Source organism: Streptomyces sp. H39-S7 (assembly GCF_027158205.1).
GTDB lineage: Bacteria > Actinomycetota > Actinomycetes > Streptomycetales > Streptomycetaceae > Actinacidiphila.
In genome coordinates this window covers 1-17,666 of record NZ_JAPVLU010000096.1, presented here as the reverse complement: position 1 = coordinate 17,666, position 17,666 = coordinate 1, and the positions used below count along the sequence as shown (strand labels likewise).

The following is a 17,666-nucleotide window of genomic DNA, read 5'->3' as shown; positions in this document are numbered from 1 at the left end:
TTCACGATCGACCCCACCCAGGCATAACAGCGGCAACCCGCCGCTTCACCCACCCCAACACCCCAACCAGCAGCGGGTTCGTGCTCAGACAGCTCTCAGAATCTGCGAACCCGCTGCTTTCCGTGCACCCGTGGCGGCTCGCCCCTGACGGATTGGCCACCCGTCGGCAGCTCCGAGCGATGGGGCTGCGCCCGGGAGGCCAGGACGTGGCCGCCGAACTCCAGCGCCCCCGCCGCCGGCGGGGCCCGCTGGTCGCCTACCTCTACCGCGTCGATCTGGCGAAGCCGGTCCGGCCGATGACCCCGGCTCGCTGGGGCGCGCTCGCCTGCGCCAACCGTGCCCGGCGCGTTTGCCCGACATGCCGGCGCGATGCCGGGTACGTCATCCCGCCTTCTCTGGGCGCGTGCGTGCCCTGCGCCGACTCCAACTGACCTGAGGGAGAGTCCTGATGGCCCGTCGTGATCCGCCGGGGATCATCGCCCCGCACATACCCGCAGACGCCTACTACCGCGCCGAAGCCACCGGGCAGCCGGTCGTCATCGTGGTGCACAGCACCGATCAGGACGGGCGCCTGTTGCGCCACTACCTGTTTCCCATCGTCGTCGCGGGTGCAGGCGTCGTGGGGGTGTTCGGCCTCGTGGCCGCGTTCGTCGCACTGCTCGACTTCGCAGTCCACACCGCCATCGCCATCGGCAGCGTGGCCGGACCGGTCAGCGTCGGCGGCATCACCCTCAAACTCGCTCGCACCAAGGACTGAACGGATGAAGCCCCGCACGATGCGACTGCGTATCCATACGGCAGTCTGCCCGCGCTACGCGCTCGTCCTCACCGACACCCCCCGCCCCGACTGCCCCGATTGCGGCGGCGCGGGCGGCATCCTCCACCACTACGGCGATGACTCGGGCGAGTACGCCGGCACCGAGTGTGAGCCCTGCGGCTGCTGGACCCACTGGCGCACGACCCTGCTGCCCCTGCCGTCCTGGTTCCGCCGCCCGCGCCCCGGCTACAGCAGCGAACCGCCCTTCTAGTCCCACCCCCTGCGGTCTTCCGCCCACTCCGAACGGGCGGGAGGCCGCAGGAGCCTCGCAGGGCGTGCGGCCCCCCTCGCGTGTGGGGGCAAGACCCCCGCTTGACGAAAGGCCGTTGAGGCCCCCGTGAGGGGGTTGCGCGGGCCTGTTTTCCGGAGCCCTTCGCGCGCGTGCGCGTAGGGCCCTACCCCTCCCTATCGCTCAACTCTGCAACTTCGCAGGTCACAGGTGGTTGCAGGGGTTCAACCGGTGCTGTCGACGCAACCGACAGCGCCGCTGTCTGCAACTCGGGCGGGCCGGTGACGCCACGCAACGGCGCACCGGCCCTATCCACGGTCTTGGAGGACCTCTTCGTGGACTGGAAACAAGCATGGTCGACCACTGCCAACACCACCAACAGCGCGCTGGATTCGCTGTCGCCTGTCTGTGTTCCGTTCGCTGCCCGCTGGGATCTTGAGGCGGACCGGCGGGACAAGCTGCGCACCCCGGAGCACTTGAAGACGCTGATGGCCGCGCAGAAGGAGCACAACGCCGCGCGGTCCACGCACGCCACCGCCAAGTCGCAGCAGCTCACCGCGCGGGCCGCGTCGAACAATCCGTTCGCGGCCGGTCGCCGTGCGGCGCGGGTGGCGAGCAAGGCAGCCGCCCGGCAGGAGCGGGACACCCGCGCGAAGCTCAAGGCCGCGCGGGTGAACTACCCCAGCACGCTCAAGGCCCGCGCGATCCAGGCACACGCGGTCCACGCCGTGCCCAGCGTCGTCACGTCCCTGGTCATGTCGGGCGCGCACCTGACGCTGTGGCCGGCCGCCACGTCGGCAGCGCTCATCGGCGCGAACGTGGCCGGCCTCGCGCTCGGTCGCCGCAAACTGCGGGTGCCGGTCGATGAATCCGTCTCCCTGGAAGAACGTCAGCTCATGGAGCGCCTCGACCCGTCCTACTGGGTCGAGCACGCCCCCGACCGTGGCCTGTCCGGCACGGTGACCACACCGCCCGCCATGGACCCCGGTGGCATCCGGTGCGAGATCCGGCTGGACGGGACGTGGACGGTCAAGACGCTCGCGGACAAGGCCGACTCGGTCCGTGCCCTGCTCGGTGCCCGCACCGCGCTGCGCCTACGGATCACGTCCGCCTCGCGCGGCGGCTGGGCCGTCCTGAGCTTGGCGACGCGGTCGGCAGCCGCGGGCGTTTCCTCGCTGTGGACGCCGGACCGTATCCCGGCCGATCCGATGCTGATGAGCCTGGGTCTGGACACCGAAACCGGTGATGAAGTGCTGGTCCCGTTCGATGAGCGGCTGTTGGTGTCCGGAGCGTCCGGCACCGGCAAGTCCTGGTCGTTCCGTCCGCTGATGGCAACCGCCCACCTGCGCGGTGACCTGCTGCTCATCGACGGCAAGGGCGAAGAGGCCAACATCTGGGAGCACTCGTGCCGCGTCGCCGTGGAACGCGACGAGATCACGGACGCTGTGGACGACGCGCACGCGGAGATGACCCGCCGCAAGACGGACATGAAGCAGCGCGGGATCAGCGTGTGGGACGGCCGTCAGCTCACCGTCGTGGTGGACGAGGGACAGGTGATCCTTGCCCTGATCAGCAAGGACAAGGACCGGCTGCAACGGTTGATCGAGCTGTCCTCGCTGGGCCGCTCGCGCGGCGTCGTGCTGTGGTGGGCCACGCAATACCCCCTCACCGACGGCGGGGCGCCGGGCGTGCACAAGCTGATCGCACCCAACCTCCTCACCCGGTTCTCCCTCCGGGTGGCCGGCACGACCCAGGCCCAGGTCGCCCTGGACGACTGCGCGCACTACGCACCGCACCAGATCCCCGAGGGCCGCGAGTACCGAGGTCACGGCTACCTCAAGGGCTACGGCCCGCGCATGCTCCGCACCTGGACCCTCGACGACGCGGGCGTGCGCGCACTGCCCAAGTCGATCTGGACCCCCCACCAGACAACCGGCGGGCAGGTGCCGCGACCGCTGCACCTGGTCAAGGACACCGCCGCACCGTCCGGGGCGCTGAGCAACCGGGACAAGGTGCAGGCCGCTGTTCAGGCAGGGGCCCGTACGGCCAAGGAAGTCACCGACCGGACCGGCCTGAACAAAGGCACCGTCTCGCGCGAGATCAGGGCCCTGACCACCGACGGAGACGTGCACCGAACCGCAGACGGCCGTCTCCTGCCCGGCCAGCAAGCGGCCTGAGCGAACAACAACGGCGGCCCCAATCCGACCAAGAGCCGGGGCCGCCGCCAACCCAGCACGCTCACACGAGAACTGGAGACACCCAGCATGACCCAACCCACCGACATGCGGCGACCCCACCGAACCGGTTTACTGGACGCGTACGGGTGCCAGGGCGGCGCCGGGAAGGGCTATGACGACGCCGGGTTCGCCGTGACCGGGCTCGACCTGCACCCGCAGCCCCTGTACCCCTTCACCTGCATCCAGGGTGACGCGGTCGCTTTCATCCGCGAGCACGGGCACGAGTTCGCCGCGATCCACGCGTCGCCTCCGTGTCAGCACGACAGCGACTGCCAGCGCCTCCAGGGCCGGACCCACCCGGACCTGATCGCCCCCACCCGCGCCGCGCTGGAGGCCACGGGGCGGCCGTGGGTGATGGAGAACGTCAAGGGCGCCCTGCCCAAGCTGCGCGAGCCGGTGATGCTGTGCGGGGCGATGTTCGGGCTGGAGACCTACCGGCACCGGTATTTCGAGACCGGCGGCGGCTTCACCCTCACCGCACCCGCCCACCCCGCCCACACCGCACCCCAGGCCAAGATGGGCCGACCCGTCCCGGCGGGCTGGTACGGGCAGTTCGTCGGAAACTTTTCCGGCGTCGACCTGGCCCGCCGCGTCATGGGCGTGCCGTGGATGAACCGCGACGGCATCCGCGAGTGCATCCCACCCGCCTACGCGGCGTGGATCGGCGCCCAGCTCCTGGCCAGCATCACGCCGGCACTGGAGGTGGCGGCATGAACGCCCTGCTGGCCACCGCCCTGGACCTGGCCGCCGCCGGGGTGCCCGTGCTGCCACTGCGGGCGGGGAAGGTCCCGTTCGGGAACTGCCGGGCCTGCGCCGGCAACGTGTGCGGCGGGCGGCCGAACATGAAGACCCCCGGCCCCTGCACCTGCCCGAACCTGTGCCACGGCTGGGCCGCTGCCACCACCGACCCGAACATCCTCTCCTCGCCTCCGTGGGAGCGGGCGTGGCGGCAAGCGGCGGGCGTGGCCTACCACCCTGGTGGCGCCAACCTCACCGCCGTGGACCTCGACAACCCGGCCGCCATCGCCTGGGCCCGTGCGAACCTGCCCGCCACACGGACCGTGCCGACGACCCGGGGCGAACACTGGCTCTACCAAGGCGCCATGCAGGGCGCCAACGGCGTACGGCCCGGCGTCGACATCAAGTCGACCATGGCCTACGCCCGCTGGCTCGGACCCGGCACCGGCACCATGACCGCCCTACCGGACGTCGTCCGCGCCCTGACCACGAAACCGGCCCCGGCCCGACCGGCAGCCGTCACAGTGCCCGCGCCTAACCGGGCCGGGCAGTGCCCCCACCGCACGCCCGCCTACCTCGCCCGTGGCCTGGCGATGGCGGAGCAGGGGATCACAGAGGCCCGGGAGGCGGTGCACGCGACCGTGTACCGGGCGTTCCTCGCCGTGTTGTCCGTGCACGGCCGGTGCGGCTGCCTCACCCAGGCGCACATGGCGCGGCTGTTCGCCGCCGCGCAGGCCAAGGGCGAATCGCCCCGGCACTGCACCGACGCATGGACCAACGCCCTGAACCGATTGGGGATGTGACATGGCCGAGGACGAGAAGACTCCCGCCCGCGAGATCATCACCGACTACGCCCAGGCGCACTTCCGGTACTTCCGCACCGCCGACGGCACCGTCTACGCGCAGCGCAACGGCCACCCCGTGGCCCGCCCGATCCGCTCGCAGGGCACGACCGGCAGCCACCGCCAGGAACTCATGGTCGGCATGTACCGCGACGGGGTCGGGGTGTTCAACGGGACCGCCCTGAAAGAGGCGCTGGACCTGATCGAGGCGCTGGCCCTGTACGAGGAGACGCAGGCGGTGAACATCCGTGTGGCTCCGGGGTTCGATGGGGCGACGTGGCTGGACCTGGGGCGCGATGACGGGCAGTCCGTCCGCATCCACCCCACCGGCTGGGACATCCTCACCCCCGACCCCCGGGAGGTGTGCTGGCGGCGCACCCAGCTCACCGGGGAACTGCCCCTGCCGGCCAAGGACACCGGCGGCAAGGGCATCGACCTGCTCATGCGGCTGTGCAACTTCGCCACCGCCGAGACCGAATGCCTGGCCATCGCCTGGTTGATCGGCTGCCTCAGGCCGTTCGCGCCCGTCCCCGCACCGTTCCTCACCGGGCCACAGGGTGCGGGCAAGTCCACCGCCGGGCGGATGCTGCTGCGGATCATTGAGGGCATGAGCGGGGACCTGCGCCGGGCACCGAAGGACGAAGGCGACCTGATCACAGCGGTCGCGGCCGGATGGATCACCGCCCTGGACAACCTCTCCCACATGACCCCGGAGCTGTCCGACGCGATGTGCTGCATCGTGACCGGGGCCGAGAGCGTCAAGCGGGCCCTGTTCAGCGACGGGGACGTCTTCCGCCTCGGCTTCCGCCGACCCCTGCTCCTGACCGGCATCGACGTCGGAGTCATCCGCCCCGACCTCGCGGAACGGCTCCTGCCGCTGCGCCTGGTGCGACCCCGGATCCGGCGTACCGAGGCCGAGCTGTGGGCCGAGTACGAGGAGGTGCTGCCGGTCATTCTCGGCTCGCTCCTGGACCTCACCGTCAAGGTGCGCGCCATGGAGGTGGAGACCCCCACGGACCTGCGGATGGCGGACTTCGCGCACCTGTGCGCGCAACTCGACGCAGCCGCCGGCCTCGGAGCGCTCACCGCCTACCTGGCCAGCCTGGACGAGCTGAACGACGACGTGATCGAGGGCGACCTGCTCGCGCAGACCGTCCTCAAGCACGCCGAGGCCCTCGACCCGGGCGCTCAGGAGCGGATGACGTCCACGCAGTGGCTGCACTGCCTCAGCCGCCTCCACAGCGGTGACGACTGCCGTCCCCTGCCCAAAGGCTGGCCGACCACCGGCAAAGTCCTCTCCGACCGCCTCAAGCGCCTCCAACCCACCCTGGCCGCACGCGGCGTCCTCATCGACACCGGCCGCACCAGCGAAGGCCGCTACCTCGAAATGACCCGCCCGGCAGCCCCGCCCCCACCCGAGCAACAGCAGGCGTTCTGACCGCACGCACACCCGGACAAGCAAGAAGAGCACCAGCCCCGGGCGAGGTGCTCCTCTTGCTGTTCGGCGGAACGCCGCTCGAAGGTCGCGCCGCGCAGCGGCTCCTTCTTCACGCTCCAAGGCGCACCGGACCACACCAAACAGCCCCTTCTTTTTTCCTAAGAAGGAAGAACCTGCGTCATCTGCGTCATGCGGGCCGAAAAATGGGCCCTGACCTGCGGTGACAGCCATGACGCAGGCGGCAGCGCCTGCGTCATCCTGCGTCATCTGCGTCATGCGATGACGCAGCCCATGACGCACCCATGACGCACACCCCAACCACTACGTCACGCAAAACCGCAGGTCAGAAGCCCGAATGACGCCGATGACGCAATGACGCAGAAATCCCCACCTCGGACAGGCGCAACGCCCAGCACCCGCATCGCCCCTCTCGCCAAGGAGTTGCACCGTGGCACGCCCCAAAATGCTCAAACTCCCCGAAGTCCTCGCTGAGATCGACATGAGCCGCGCCGCCTTCTACCGGATGCGCGCCCGTGGGCAAGCGCCCCGCCTGCAGAAGCTGCCGAACGGCCACCTGCGGGTGAGCCGGGCCGACTTGGACGCGTGGTGGGAGCGCTGCGGACAGCGCGCCGCCGCCTGAACTACTCGACCAACCGCACGGGGCCCGCCGATTCGGCGGGCCCCTCTCTCTTGGGAGCTTCATGCCCACGTACGACGTACGGATCTGGTCCGTCCGGCAGCGCAAGGACCGTGGCCAGGCTTCGGCGGAACTTCGCTGGAAGACCGGCCAGACACCGCACTCCCAGACGTTCCGGACCAAGACCCTGGCCGACGGCCGCAGGGCTGAGCTACTGCGGGCGATGCACAGCGGCGAACCGTTCGATGAGACGACCGGGGTACCTGTCAGGGAGCTGCGGGAAAGCAAGGAGGTGACCTGGTACCAGCACGCTCGCGACTACATCGAGATGAAGTGGGAGCACTCCCCCGGCTCCACCCGCAGGACGCTGGCCGAAGCGATGGCGACTATCGCCCCCGCCCTGGTCACGGACACCAAGGGAATGGCCGACGCCAACACCGTGCGCGTCGCGCTCTATAGCTGGGCCTTCAACATGACGCGGCGAACCGAGGAGCCGCCGGCCGATGTCGCCAAGGTGCTCGCCTGGTTCGAGCGGAAGTCCCTGCCCACGTCGGCCCTGGCCGACCGGATGCACGTTCGGTCGGCACTGGACGCGCTGACCAAGAAGCTGGACGGCACGACCGCCGCAGCGTCAACGATCCGCAGGAAGCGGGCGATCTTCCACAACGCCCTCGGCTATGCGGTCGATGCAGGGCGCCTGTCGATGAACCCTCTCCCTCAGGTCCAGTGGAAAGCCCCTGAGCAGGTGGCGGAGGAGTTGGATCCGGCTACGGTGCCGGACCCACGGCAGGCTCTCGCCCTGCTCAACGCGGTACAGGCGCAGAGCGCGCGGGGCCGCCGCCTGGTCGCGTTCTTCGGGTGCATGTACTACGCGGCAGCACGGCCGGCCGAAGTGATCGGGCTCCGCGTTCAGGACTGCGACTTACCCCGTCGCGGGTGGGGGGTCCTGTGGCTGCGTGAGACCCGCCCCCGCTCCGGCTCGGCATGGACCGACACCGGGAAGGCGCACGAGCAGCGCGGACTCAAGCACCGTCCCCGGAAGGCCGTGCGCACGGTCCCGATTCCCCCTGACCTGGTCGCCCTGCTGCGGTGGCATGTCACCGCCTACGGCACGACCGGCGACGGTCGGCTCTTCCAGACCTCGCGCGGCGGTCTCATCCAGGACACCGGATACGGCGAGGTGTGGGCGGAAGCCCGTGCGCGCGCCCTCACGCCGCTCCAGTGCGCGTCACCCCTGGCGAAGCGGCCCTACGACCTGCGCCACGCGGCTGTATCGACCTGGCTCAGTTCGGGCGTGGAGCCGCAAGTGGTGGCGCAACGTGCCGGCCACAGCGTCGCTGTCCTCTTCCGGGTCTACGCCAAGTGCTTGGAGGGTGCCGCCGTGACAGCGAACGCGAGGATCGAAGCGACCCTGCGGGGCGGGAGGTAGTCGAGAGACGAGCGTCACAAGCTGCCCCACGCCTGCCCCACACGCGCTGATCAGCACGCGAAGCAAGGTGAGACACACTGGGGCAAAGCACCCCGATTGGGGCTCGGCGACACTTGCACACGAAAACGGCCCCCGGTCCGCGTTTCCGCAGATCAGGGGCCGTTCCAATACCGTGGCGGCGCCAGGGTTCGAACCTGGGTAGGCTGAGCCGGCAGATTTACAGTCAGCTCAAGATCATGCGCACACCATCCGCCTGACCTGGACATTTACAGGATGCGCAAGCAGGGTGCCCGGCCTCCGTCCACGTCTCGTCCTGATCTTGAAAAAATCTGCTTCATTTTTCCTTAGATTGGGCTTCTCGACGCACAACGGCGAGGGCGCTGCGAGTGAGCAGGGTGCTCGGATGCGTGTCGCCCAGTACTTGCACACGCTGGGCAAGGATGGCCTCGAACAGCGAGATCGCCCGCCCCAGATCCCCCGCCGCCGCATAAGCGAAAGCAAGGTTGTTGCGACTATCCAGAGTGCCGGGGTGGACATCACCCAATACCGCCACACGCTGGCCAACCGTGGTCTCCAACAACGGGATCGCCCGCCCGGGATCCCCCGCCACCGCATAGGCGAAAGCAAGGTTGTTGCGACTATCCAGAGTGTCCGGGTGGATATCATCCAATACCGCTACGCGCTGGCTAAGCGTGGTCTCGAACAGCGGGATCGCCCGCTCCAGATCCCCCGCCAAAGCATAAGTGGCCGCAAGAGTGTTGCGACTAGCCAGAGTGTCCGGGTGGATATCACCCAATACCGCCACGCGCTGGCTAAGCGTGGTCTCCAACAGCGGGATCGCCCGCCCCAGATCCCCCGCATCCCGATACGTGTTAGCCAGGTTGCTGCGACAGGTAATGGTTCGTGGATGAGTACCGCCCATCACCTTCTCGAACGTGGCGAGGGTGGTCTCGAACAGTGTGATCACCTGTTCAAGATCCCCCACTTGCCCGTATGCGCTGGCGAGGTTGTTGAGACTGATCAGCGTGGCTAGGTGGGTGCCGCCCAGTACTTGCACACGCTGGGCAAAGGTAGTCTCGAACAGCGGGATTGCCCGCTCCAAGTCCCCAGCATCCAGAAGCGCAGCAGCAAGATCGTTACGGCTTTCCAAGGTGTCTGGGTGAGTGCCGCCCAATTCCCGTTCGGAATCAGCGAGGGTGGTCTCGTACAGGGAAATCGCTCGCTTCAGATCCCCAGCGGCCTTGTACGCTCCCGCGAGGTTATGACGGTACGTCAGAGTATGAGGATGGTTTTCCCCGAGTGCTCGCCCGCACTGAGCGGCGGCTACGGTTCGCAGACTGATGGTATGAGCGTCACGGCCTTGCCGATGCAGGTACTGTGCGGCGTGGTGGTAGGCAGCCACAGTTTCAGGTGAGGTGAGGCTCTCCGGCGGTGTGGACTCGGCCAAGGCGACGACGTGGGGGAGCAACCGATCCCAATGCTCATGCAGTTCGGGCACAGCCTCTTCTGCCAGGCCCAAGAGAGCTTTTGCTACAGCCCCTTCAGCTTCGCATCGCCCCGGGGCCCACATGTTGGGCTCCGGGGTGATGCGGGTGCGCAGCACGGTTTGCACTAGGCGGTGCACGCTGACGCCTTGGCGATCGTCAGTGAAAGCGATCATGTTGTAGGCATGCAGAACGCCAAGCGCATTACTCAAGGCAATTGGGTCGGGGACCAGGCATGCAAGCAGTGTGCGAGGGATATCGTTGGGGGCCAGCCAGGCTGTGCTTTGCAGGAGGGTGACGGCCAGCGGGTCCCGGTCGCTAATGGCGGTGATCGTGTGGTCCCAGATCCGGGCGATGGTTCGCTCGGGGTCTATGCCCTCAGCCGCGTGGTCCAGCACCAACCCGAGTGACTGGCGGTAGGTGTCCAAGTCGGTGCCAGTCTCATGGGCGTAGGCACCAGCCTGTTCTAGAGCAAGCGGCAGACAGCCCAGAACTCCAGCCAATTCCCGAGCCGCAGCACCTTCCCCATCGGTAGGGGGACGGTGCTGGAATGCGAGCGTGCACAGCAGGTCCGCAGCCTGGTCCAGCGGCAGCAGGCCCAGGGCCGTAGTGGGGGCCAGGGCGTGCCATCCAGTGGCCTTACGGCTGGTGGCCAGGTGATGACCGCGGTGCAAGGTTCCCAGGTAGGGACGCAGGTGGATGGGGTTCTCAACGTTGTCGAAAATCAACAGCCAGCCTGGATGAGCCTGCAACCACCTAATCGCCCACGCGGCCCGCTCGTCCAACCCGACAGCCTCAGCCCATTGCGGGCACAATCTCATCGCTAGACCCGCCAGACCCGTCACGATCGCCTCGGAGGATTCGGCGCTGATCCACCACACCAGCGTGTAGGCGTCCCGATAGCGGCCGGCGTAGTGCAGGGCCAGGGCGCTCTTGCCCACCCCGCCGAGCCCATGGATCGCCTGCACCCGTGCTTGCACCACGGCGGCCGAGCCCTCGCCAGCCAGCATCCGACGTAGGTCGGTCAGCTCCTGCTCCCGGCCGACGAAGACACCTGACACCGATGTCGGCAAAAACCCAGCGCCCGGTGGCGCCTGAATGGTCTCCGCCCAGTGCACGGCCTCAGCCGGCAGTACAACGATTCGCGCGTTGTCCCCGCTGATCGCCACCCCGATCGAACCGCCTGCGGCTATCGACCGATCTCCGGATGCCTCCACCCCACCTAGGGTGGAGGGGTGTTCGGTGCTCACTGTCGGGACGCGGGAGTGTCGCCTGTAGTCGCGACGCCGATTGAGCCACCTGCTGCGATCGATCGCGTCCCCGACGCGGTGACTGTCACAGTGCCCCCGCCAGGCTGCGGCAGCAAGCCTGCCAGCTCCCGCGCAAGGTCCGGGTCTTCGCGCAGGGCGCGCTTTAGCTGCTGGCGCAACGCCGCCGCCGCGTCCTCGTCGTCCGGCTCAGCCGCCGCATCCTGTACTGCTGTCTCTAGGTCTTCACGGCCCCGCTCATCCCGCCGACGCCACACTGCGTGCAGGATGCGGCGCCCCACGTTGGCCGTAGCATCCACCGCTGCGTCCTCTGTCCGCTCCAGCACCCCTGCCCCGTACACAGCCAGTGCTGCCCCCACAGCCGGACCCGCCTGCTGCACCAACTCGACGATCTCCATGCCCATCCCCCGCACGCCTTGACGCACTGTGACCGTATTCAGAAAGGAGACCCAGCGTAGAACCCACGAGCCCCCGACACTCGAAAACGCCGCAAGACCTCCTAGCCGCTACCTACCACAACCCCCAATGGATTCCAGCACCAACAACGTCGGGCACTCTGACCTGGCCGTCGTTCGCCTGTCGGCACCGGGCCTGGCCGCGACACCGGGGCGCTTGGCTGACGTTCGCCTAATCTCCTTCGGCGGCTGGGGGGCAACGAGACTACTTGGCTGGTCCTAGACCTCTCCGTGCGAAGCTTGATGCAGCAAGGCGTCACGGGGGTCTACCCGTGGTGGGGAAGAAGGGAAGGTGTTGTGCCGCAGGCCAGTCCGCGCGATACGTACTTGCAGGTCTCTGAGTCTCTGCGCCAGAAGATCGAGAAGGAGGAGATTACCGAGGCGCTGCCATCTCAGGCGAAGCTCATCAGTGACTACAAGGTGAGCCGCAGCACCATCGAGCGGGCACTCGGCCATCTCAAGAGCGAAGGCATTGTCGAATCCGTGCAGGGCGCCGGCTGGTACGTCGCCGGGTCAGGGGATCGCCGCCCGCTGGTCGAGAGAGTTACTGATCTCCTCGGGGCTGAAGGGGTCAAGGTCGGTGACCCGTTCCCGACCGAGAAAGAGCTGTGCGCTCGGTTCGGCGCTTCGCGAACCGCGGTCCGTTCTGCCGTGGCGCAGATGGAGGGGCAGGGGCTCATCGGCAAGGGAGAGGCACGAGGACGACAAGTCCGCGCTCTGCCAGCAGGGCGGGGTGGTCAGACAGCATGACGATGAGCGAACGCACCGGGTTCGGTGCCGCCGAAGCAGAGACCATTTTGCGGAGGGCTTGCGCCCTTGCCAACGTAGAACCAGATGGCATCAAGATGCTGAGGTTCGGTGACCATGCCGTTTTCCGGATCAACGGTGGCCGAATCGTTTCGCGGGTCGGCCGAAGCGCTGATCGTCTGCCCTCCGTGCGCAGAGAAGTTTCTGTGGCGAAATGGCTGGCGGCCGAGAACTACCCGGCAGCACGGCTGGCGACTGAAGCGGAACAGCCAGTCGTTATCGATGGCCACCCCGTCACATTCTGGGAAGGGTTGGCCGATGGGGACACCTACGCCACCACACGCGAGATGGGTGAGCTACTACGGCGACTGCACGAGCTGAAGCCTCCAGAATTTCCGTTGCCTGAGCTTCGCCCCTTCGGCAGTGTCGAACGACGTATCGAGAGCGCCTCTATCCCAATCGGGACCCGGACCTACCTCGCCTCGCTAGCAGATGAGTTGGCGGCCGAGTACGGGAGATTGCGATTTGCGCTTCCGTTGGGGCCCATCCACGGGGACTTCAATATTGGCAACGTCCTGCGCGATGGGGAAGGGCGCCCCAACGTCATAGATCTGGACGGCTTCGCGATGGGTCCACGCGAGTGGGATCTCATGCACACCGCGATGTACTACGACAGCTTCGGCTGGCACACAGAGACTGAGTACGCCAATTTCGTACAGGGCTACGGCTTCGACGTGCGGGAGTGGTCCGGGTATCCCGTGCTACGTCGTGTTCGCGAGCTGCTCATGGTCACGTGGCTCTCGCAGAACGCTGGCGCCAGTCCGCAGGCGGCGGAAGAAGTTGAGAAGCGGGTGGAGACGCTGCGCTCTGGTGGTTCAAGACGTGACTGGGCACCTTTCTAGGGCTGTGACCCAAGCTGTTGCCAGAGCCGGAATCTGCCGGCCTGCTCCGCGAACTCGCGGAACTCCGCAGCCCGCTTCATTCCATCCGTGATGCGCCCTTGAAACTCTCGGACGTACTGGACACAGCGCGCCGACTTCAAACCCTCCCCGAGCCGCAGGGCGCTCAACGCGATGTCGAAACCCTGACCGGCATCTCCCTGGTGGATATGCACCTCTGCCTGCACCATCGTCGCGAAGAAGTCGCTTCGGTTGTTCATACCATCACCGAAGATGGACCCTGTTCCACGTTCCGCGGCTTGCGCGGAACGGCCTAGATCACGGAAGCAGTGTCCGAACTCGGCTGCAAGTTCGACTTCATCGAAGTACGCGATGTATGCGGGATCGCTGTCGGCGGTGCGCAAGCTCAGATGCCTTTCAGCCTCACATAGGGCGAGATCGCAGCCTCGCCCGTCGCCCAAACGTGCCAGCGCTCGCGCCTCCATTGCTCGAAATTGCGCGGCCAGCGTGGGCGTGAGGCCCGTACCCGGTCCAGTGAAGGCGGCTCGCGCAAGCATTGCCGCCTCTCGATATCGACCAACGAACGTGGCCTGATGGCTCATTGCGGAAAGGATGCTGGCGCCTAGCAGTCTGTCGCCGGCCCCCTGCGCCATCCGCAATGCCTGAATGAAGTAGCGCTGCGCGATGCCATGGAGACCGCTGTCGTACGACATCCATGCGGCAAGCAATAGCGCTTCGGCCACAGCCGAGTGGAGCTGTCTACCCACGGCATCAGAGTGCTTTCCGTCCAGCATGGGCCGTACATCCGTGTGCAGATACTGGATTAGCGAGCGTCTCGCGTGGCCACCTCCGAACTTGCCATCGAGCATGCTGAATGCCTCGGCGGTCGAGCGGACCATATCCACGTCCACCGCGCCGATGGAGCGGTGACCCGACCGGGCGAGTTCGCCATCCGGGGGCGAGACGAGCCACCGCACGGCAGCTTCGTTCCATGCAGCAGGGTCTGGCAGCGCTCGTGTCAGCGGTTCGGCTTCAGCAAGGTCGGCCCGCCAAAGGTCGCCCACGGTGGCGGTGACTGTTTCGGGACGGTCCGCGAAGTCAAGCCCCAGATCATGCTGTACGGCGGAAACCGCAGCGGCACCCATGCCGATGTCGTCGATTGTGACCGGGCGACCCAGCTTGCGCCCCATGGCATCGGCGATGTGCTGCGGCATGCTGCCGCGCGGGATCGAACCCTTGAGCCACCGGCTCACATAGGTGTGATCGCAGGTTGTGTCTTCGCCTGAACGGATGGCGGCCACGATCACTCCGCGCGCAAGCGACTTGTGCGAGAAGCCGCCTTCATCCATGAGTGCGGCCAGTCTGTCGTTCCGGTCTGCCATCGATCCCCCATGGAGCGGCCAAAGGCCCGGCTTGACGTGCCGTCAGTCTATGCAGGTCAGGTGATGTGTGCAGGTGGTTTGCCTTCGGGAGTGCACGAGTGCACCCCCGAGTACACGCTCCTGAAGTCCTGTTCGGCTGGCAATAGTTGAGTCATCGCCGCAAGGCAGACCAGCGGTTCCAAGTTCAAAAGCCAGAGCGCTTGACGACGCGGAACCGATCTGCCAACGTGAGTGGTAGGTAATACACACCACGGACAAGGCGTGTAGTGCCAGCCCGGAGGTCTCCCGTGAAACGGGACCGAAGGAAGCGTCGGTTGCTTGAGAACTCAACAGCGTGCTGATTGACGGGGTGTGATTCCCCGTCCCCGTGGCGACCGGGAGATGTCGTCTTGGCGGCCACTTCCCGCGTGCCAGCTCTGGAGAACACCCCGTTCGGGGTGCCACCTGGTGTGCGCCGCCCTGCTGGCGTCAGAGCAGTGATGATGACGCGCCCGATTCTCAGGCTCGGGACCGGTGGCCGTGGCAACGGCCACCGGTGAAGCCCTCGCCCCTCCCAACCTGGAGGTCGTTGTGTTCCACCGACATCTTTGGGCGCCGGCCGTGCTGGACCGGTACGGCTGCAGCGCCTTTCGCGTCACCGCATGATCCGCCGTGCGGGACGGCCCCGGACTTGATCCGGCGCCGCTCGCACGGCCAGCCCTTCCGCAGCGCTACGGCGTTGCGGCCGGTTGCCTCCCCCGCCCGTCCGGCGCTCAGCGCTGTACGGGCGGGGTGGCAGGGAGCCGGTTCGGCTTCACCCCGGGGCGGTCGCCTCTCGCCAAAGACCGCGACCCCCTCGGTTCTCCGTCCCTTCGTCTACTGGAGTTCCGTCATGCGTTCGTACATCGGAAATCAGCACGTCATCGGCAATGAGGAGTTCGAGGAGCTGGCGCTCGGGATCGACCGGGACCTGTTCTTCGGGGTGCAGGGCGAGAGCGGCGAGGAGCGGGCGGCGCGTGAGGCTGCGGCCCGCGACATCCTCGCCGACCTGATGGCCAAGGCCGAGGACGGCGACGAGGTCGACGGGTGGGACGCGCTGTACGCCGAGGCGCTCACCCATCTCGTGACGTTCCCGCGTCATTCCGCTGTCCGTGACGCGTGGGTGGCCCGGGTGGTGGCGGCATGAGCCAGAGCCTGGCGGCCCTGTCCGCAGCCCTTCCCCTGGCGGCCGGATGGTCCGTTCACAGTCTGTGGATGGGGCGCCGGATCGAAGCGGCCCGCCGCGATCCACTCACCGGCCTGCCGACCCGGCAGGAGTTCGAGACTGCCGCAGCTCGCTTGCTGTCCCGCGGGCCGCTGACCGTGGTGCTGGCGGACCTGGACGGCTTCAAGAAGGTCAACGACACCTTCGGGCATCAGGTCGGTGATCTGGTGATCCGGGGTGCTGGCTACGGGCTGGCGGAATGGAACACCGACAGCGCCCACGGTGTGGTGGCCCGGTTGGGCGGGGACGAGTTCGTTGCCTGCTTCCCCGCCCCCGACATGGCGCGGGCCCGGTTGGTCCTGTCCGGGTTGCACGGGCTGCTGACCGCGCCGCTGTGGTGCCAGGGGTCGGCGGTAGCCGTAGGTGCGTCGGTGGGCGGCTGCTTCTCGCCGGCCCCGGCCGCAAACGGCCTGCCGGTGCTGCTGCGGCGGGCTGACGAGGCGATGTACGCCGCCAAGCGCAACGGCGGCGGGGTCTTCGTCACCGACCAGCCCGCACCGCTCCTCGCCAGCATCAACGGCCGCCGCGCCGGCCGCCGCGGCACCGGCCGCATGACCGGCGGTGAGCGGTGATGGGCCGCTTACGGGACATGGCCCGCGGGGCCGCCGACGCGGTGATGGACTCACCGGTCCCCGCGGCCCGCGCGAACGCCATTGCGCAGACCGCTGCGCGCATCGCGGTGGACGGCGGGCATCCGGCCGCCGCCGTCGCGGTCGCCGGGATCGCCGCGGTGGTCACTGTCGCGGAGCAGGTCTACGGACGCTGCGAGCGCGACGCCAACGTCACCTACGCCACGTTTCGCACCGACGACCAGAAAGGGCGCCGGTCATGAACCGTCACGCCAAATCCCTGCTCGTCCTGGCCTTGGTCGCTGTCGTCAGCATGGCGTTCCGCGTTTCGTGGAACGCACAGCGGGACGTGGCCAAGGCCGTGGGAGCCGACGCCGCCGCCGCTCTGCTCTACCCGTTCGTCATTGACGGCCTCATGGCGCTCGCCCTGGTCGCCACGCTCGTACTGACCGGGCGGGACAAGACGTTCGCGCTGTGGGTGCTGGCCGGGTACGCCGTCGCTTCCCTGGTTCTCAACTACGTGCACGGGTTGGTGCCCGATCTGCACGGGACCGGGCGGGTGCGGCTGGCCGACTGGGCACCCGCCAACTGGGCCCTGGTATTGCTGGCCACGTCGTTGCCGGTCGGGTCGATTTTCTTCGGCTCCGACCTCGTCGCCAAGATCCTGCACCACCAACCGGCCCCGATAACAGACCAGGAGGAATCAGAGCAGCCCACCGTAAATCGGTTGGGGTCTGGCCTGCGAGAGTTGGCCCCCGTAGCCCCGGCCACGGCGCCTGAACTTCCCGCCGGACTGCCCCACCCGGTACCGGCTATCGCGCCGGTTGAGTCGGCTGTGGTCCCGGCGGTCGCCACTGCGGAGCACGCGCCGCGTCGGGCGACCGGTCGAGTTCCGCAGTCGGCCCGCACACCCCGACCGACCCGCACCCCGGACGAACTCCTCACCGCGGCCCGCGAGGCAACCGCCAATTGGTCGGACACCGAACTGACCGCCGAAGGCATCCGCAAGGCGGTCCGTACGTCGTCCGCCAACGGCCGCATCCTGCGCGATGCGCTGAAGGCTGAGCGCATCCTCGTTGACGCGCCCTGATGCGCTTCTACGACCCGGACGGGATCCGGTTCGGCATCCCAACTGGAGTTCACGCGGGTTCCTTCGCGATGTGCCTGCCGATTGAGGTGCAAGTGGGGAGGTAGGAGCCCTCCTATCAGGCTTGATTGGTACGCGTGAGATGTTCGCAGTAACTGGCACATT

General features: G+C 67.7%; 17 protein-coding genes. 15 read left to right on the top strand and 2 right to left on the bottom strand.

The features are described from left to right. Positions 1-113: 113 nt before the first annotated feature. From O3X23_RS42510 to O3X23_RS42470, 9 genes are all read left to right on the top strand, one after another. Positions 114-431: an RRQRL motif-containing zinc-binding protein gene (locus O3X23_RS42510; protein ID WP_269280263.1), complete on the top strand. Its 318-nt coding sequence runs from the start codon at positions 114-116 to the stop codon at positions 429-431. A gap of 17 nt (positions 432-448) precedes the next feature. Continuing rightward, entirely contained in the window at positions 449-757 is a 309-nt protein-coding gene (locus tag O3X23_RS42505) for a hypothetical protein (RefSeq protein ID WP_269280261.1), read from the top strand. A gap of 4 nt (positions 758-761) precedes the next feature. Then, positions 762-1,028 (top strand): hypothetical protein, encoded by a 267-nt coding sequence (locus O3X23_RS42500; protein WP_269280258.1) that lies wholly within the window; start codon positions 762-764, stop codon positions 1,026-1,028. Between the two features lie 353 nt (positions 1,029-1,381). Next, positions 1,382-3,223 carry an ATP-binding protein gene (locus O3X23_RS42495; RefSeq protein ID WP_269280255.1) on the top strand — a complete coding sequence of 614 codons (1,842 nt, stop codon included), beginning with the start codon at positions 1,382-1,384 and terminating at the stop codon, positions 3,221-3,223. An 87-nt stretch (positions 3,224-3,310) separates the two neighbouring features. Further along, positions 3,311-3,997 (top strand): SAM-dependent methyltransferase, encoded by a 687-nt coding sequence (locus tag O3X23_RS42490; RefSeq protein WP_269280253.1) that lies wholly within the window; start codon positions 3,311-3,313, stop codon positions 3,995-3,997. After that, positions 3,994-4,824 carry a bifunctional DNA primase/polymerase gene (locus O3X23_RS42485; protein ID WP_269280251.1) on the top strand — a complete coding sequence of 277 codons (831 nt, stop codon included), beginning with the start codon at positions 3,994-3,996 and terminating at the stop codon, positions 4,822-4,824. The genes O3X23_RS42490 and O3X23_RS42485 overlap by 4 nt, the downstream gene beginning before the upstream one ends. Position 4,825: 1 nt before the next feature. Then, positions 4,826-6,301, top strand: coding sequence for an ATP-binding protein (locus tag O3X23_RS42480; protein WP_269280249.1), 1,476 nt, complete (start codon positions 4,826-4,828; stop codon positions 6,299-6,301). A gap of 448 nt (positions 6,302-6,749) precedes the next feature. Continuing rightward, positions 6,750-6,941, top strand: coding sequence for a helix-turn-helix transcriptional regulator (locus O3X23_RS42475; RefSeq protein ID WP_269280247.1), 192 nt, complete (start codon positions 6,750-6,752; stop codon positions 6,939-6,941). A gap of 61 nt (positions 6,942-7,002) precedes the next feature. Next, positions 7,003-8,367 carry a tyrosine-type recombinase/integrase gene (locus O3X23_RS42470; RefSeq protein WP_269280245.1) on the top strand — a complete coding sequence of 455 codons (1,365 nt, stop codon included), beginning with the start codon at positions 7,003-7,005 and terminating at the stop codon, positions 8,365-8,367. A 334-nt stretch (positions 8,368-8,701) separates the two neighbouring features. Here the strand turns inward: O3X23_RS42470 and O3X23_RS42465 are convergent, their stop codons facing one another. After that, positions 8,702-11,068 (bottom strand): tetratricopeptide repeat protein, encoded by a 2,367-nt coding sequence (locus tag O3X23_RS42465; protein ID WP_269280242.1) that lies wholly within the window; start codon positions 11,066-11,068, stop codon positions 8,702-8,704. 803 nt (positions 11,069-11,871) lie between these two features. On the opposite strand from O3X23_RS42465, the gene O3X23_RS42460 reads away from it, so the two are divergent. Both O3X23_RS42460 and O3X23_RS42455 read left to right on the top strand, forming a co-directional pair. Further along, a complete protein-coding gene (locus O3X23_RS42460; protein ID WP_269280239.1) occupies positions 11,872-12,324 on the top strand; it encodes a GntR family transcriptional regulator in 453 nt (150 codons plus the stop codon). 2 nt (positions 12,325-12,326) lie between these two features. Beyond that, positions 12,327-13,223, top strand: coding sequence for a phosphotransferase enzyme family protein (locus O3X23_RS42455; protein WP_269280235.1), 897 nt, complete (start codon positions 12,327-12,329; stop codon positions 13,221-13,223). Here O3X23_RS42455 and O3X23_RS42450 read toward each other — a convergent pair. Then, a complete protein-coding gene (locus tag O3X23_RS42450) occupies positions 13,220-14,602 on the bottom strand; it encodes a hypothetical protein (protein ID WP_269280232.1) in 1,383 nt (460 codons plus the stop codon). The two genes, O3X23_RS42455 and O3X23_RS42450, sit on opposite strands and share 4 nt — an antisense overlap. 871 nt (positions 14,603-15,473) lie before the next feature. Between O3X23_RS42450 and O3X23_RS42445 the strand changes: the two genes are divergently transcribed. The 4 genes from O3X23_RS42445 to O3X23_RS42430 are packed head-to-tail and all read left to right on the top strand — an operon-like array spanning position 15,474 to position 17,504. Then, positions 15,474-15,767 carry a hypothetical protein gene (locus O3X23_RS42445; RefSeq protein ID WP_269280229.1) on the top strand — a complete coding sequence of 98 codons (294 nt, stop codon included), beginning with the start codon at positions 15,474-15,476 and terminating at the stop codon, positions 15,765-15,767. Continuing rightward, complete coding sequence (locus O3X23_RS42440; RefSeq protein ID WP_269280226.1) at positions 15,764-16,417, top strand: GGDEF domain-containing protein; 654 nt, start codon at positions 15,764-15,766, stop codon at positions 16,415-16,417. The genes O3X23_RS42445 and O3X23_RS42440 overlap by 4 nt, the downstream gene beginning before the upstream one ends. Then, on the top strand, positions 16,417-16,677 hold the full coding sequence (locus O3X23_RS42435; protein ID WP_269280223.1) for a hypothetical protein: 261 nt from the start codon (positions 16,417-16,419) through the stop codon (positions 16,675-16,677). Before O3X23_RS42440 ends, O3X23_RS42435 begins: the two co-directional genes overlap by 1 nt. Then, on the top strand, positions 16,674-17,504 hold the full coding sequence (locus O3X23_RS42430; RefSeq protein WP_269280220.1) for a DUF2637 domain-containing protein: 831 nt from the start codon (positions 16,674-16,676) through the stop codon (positions 17,502-17,504). Before O3X23_RS42435 ends, O3X23_RS42430 begins: the two co-directional genes overlap by 4 nt. Positions 17,505-17,666: the final 162 nt, after the last annotated feature.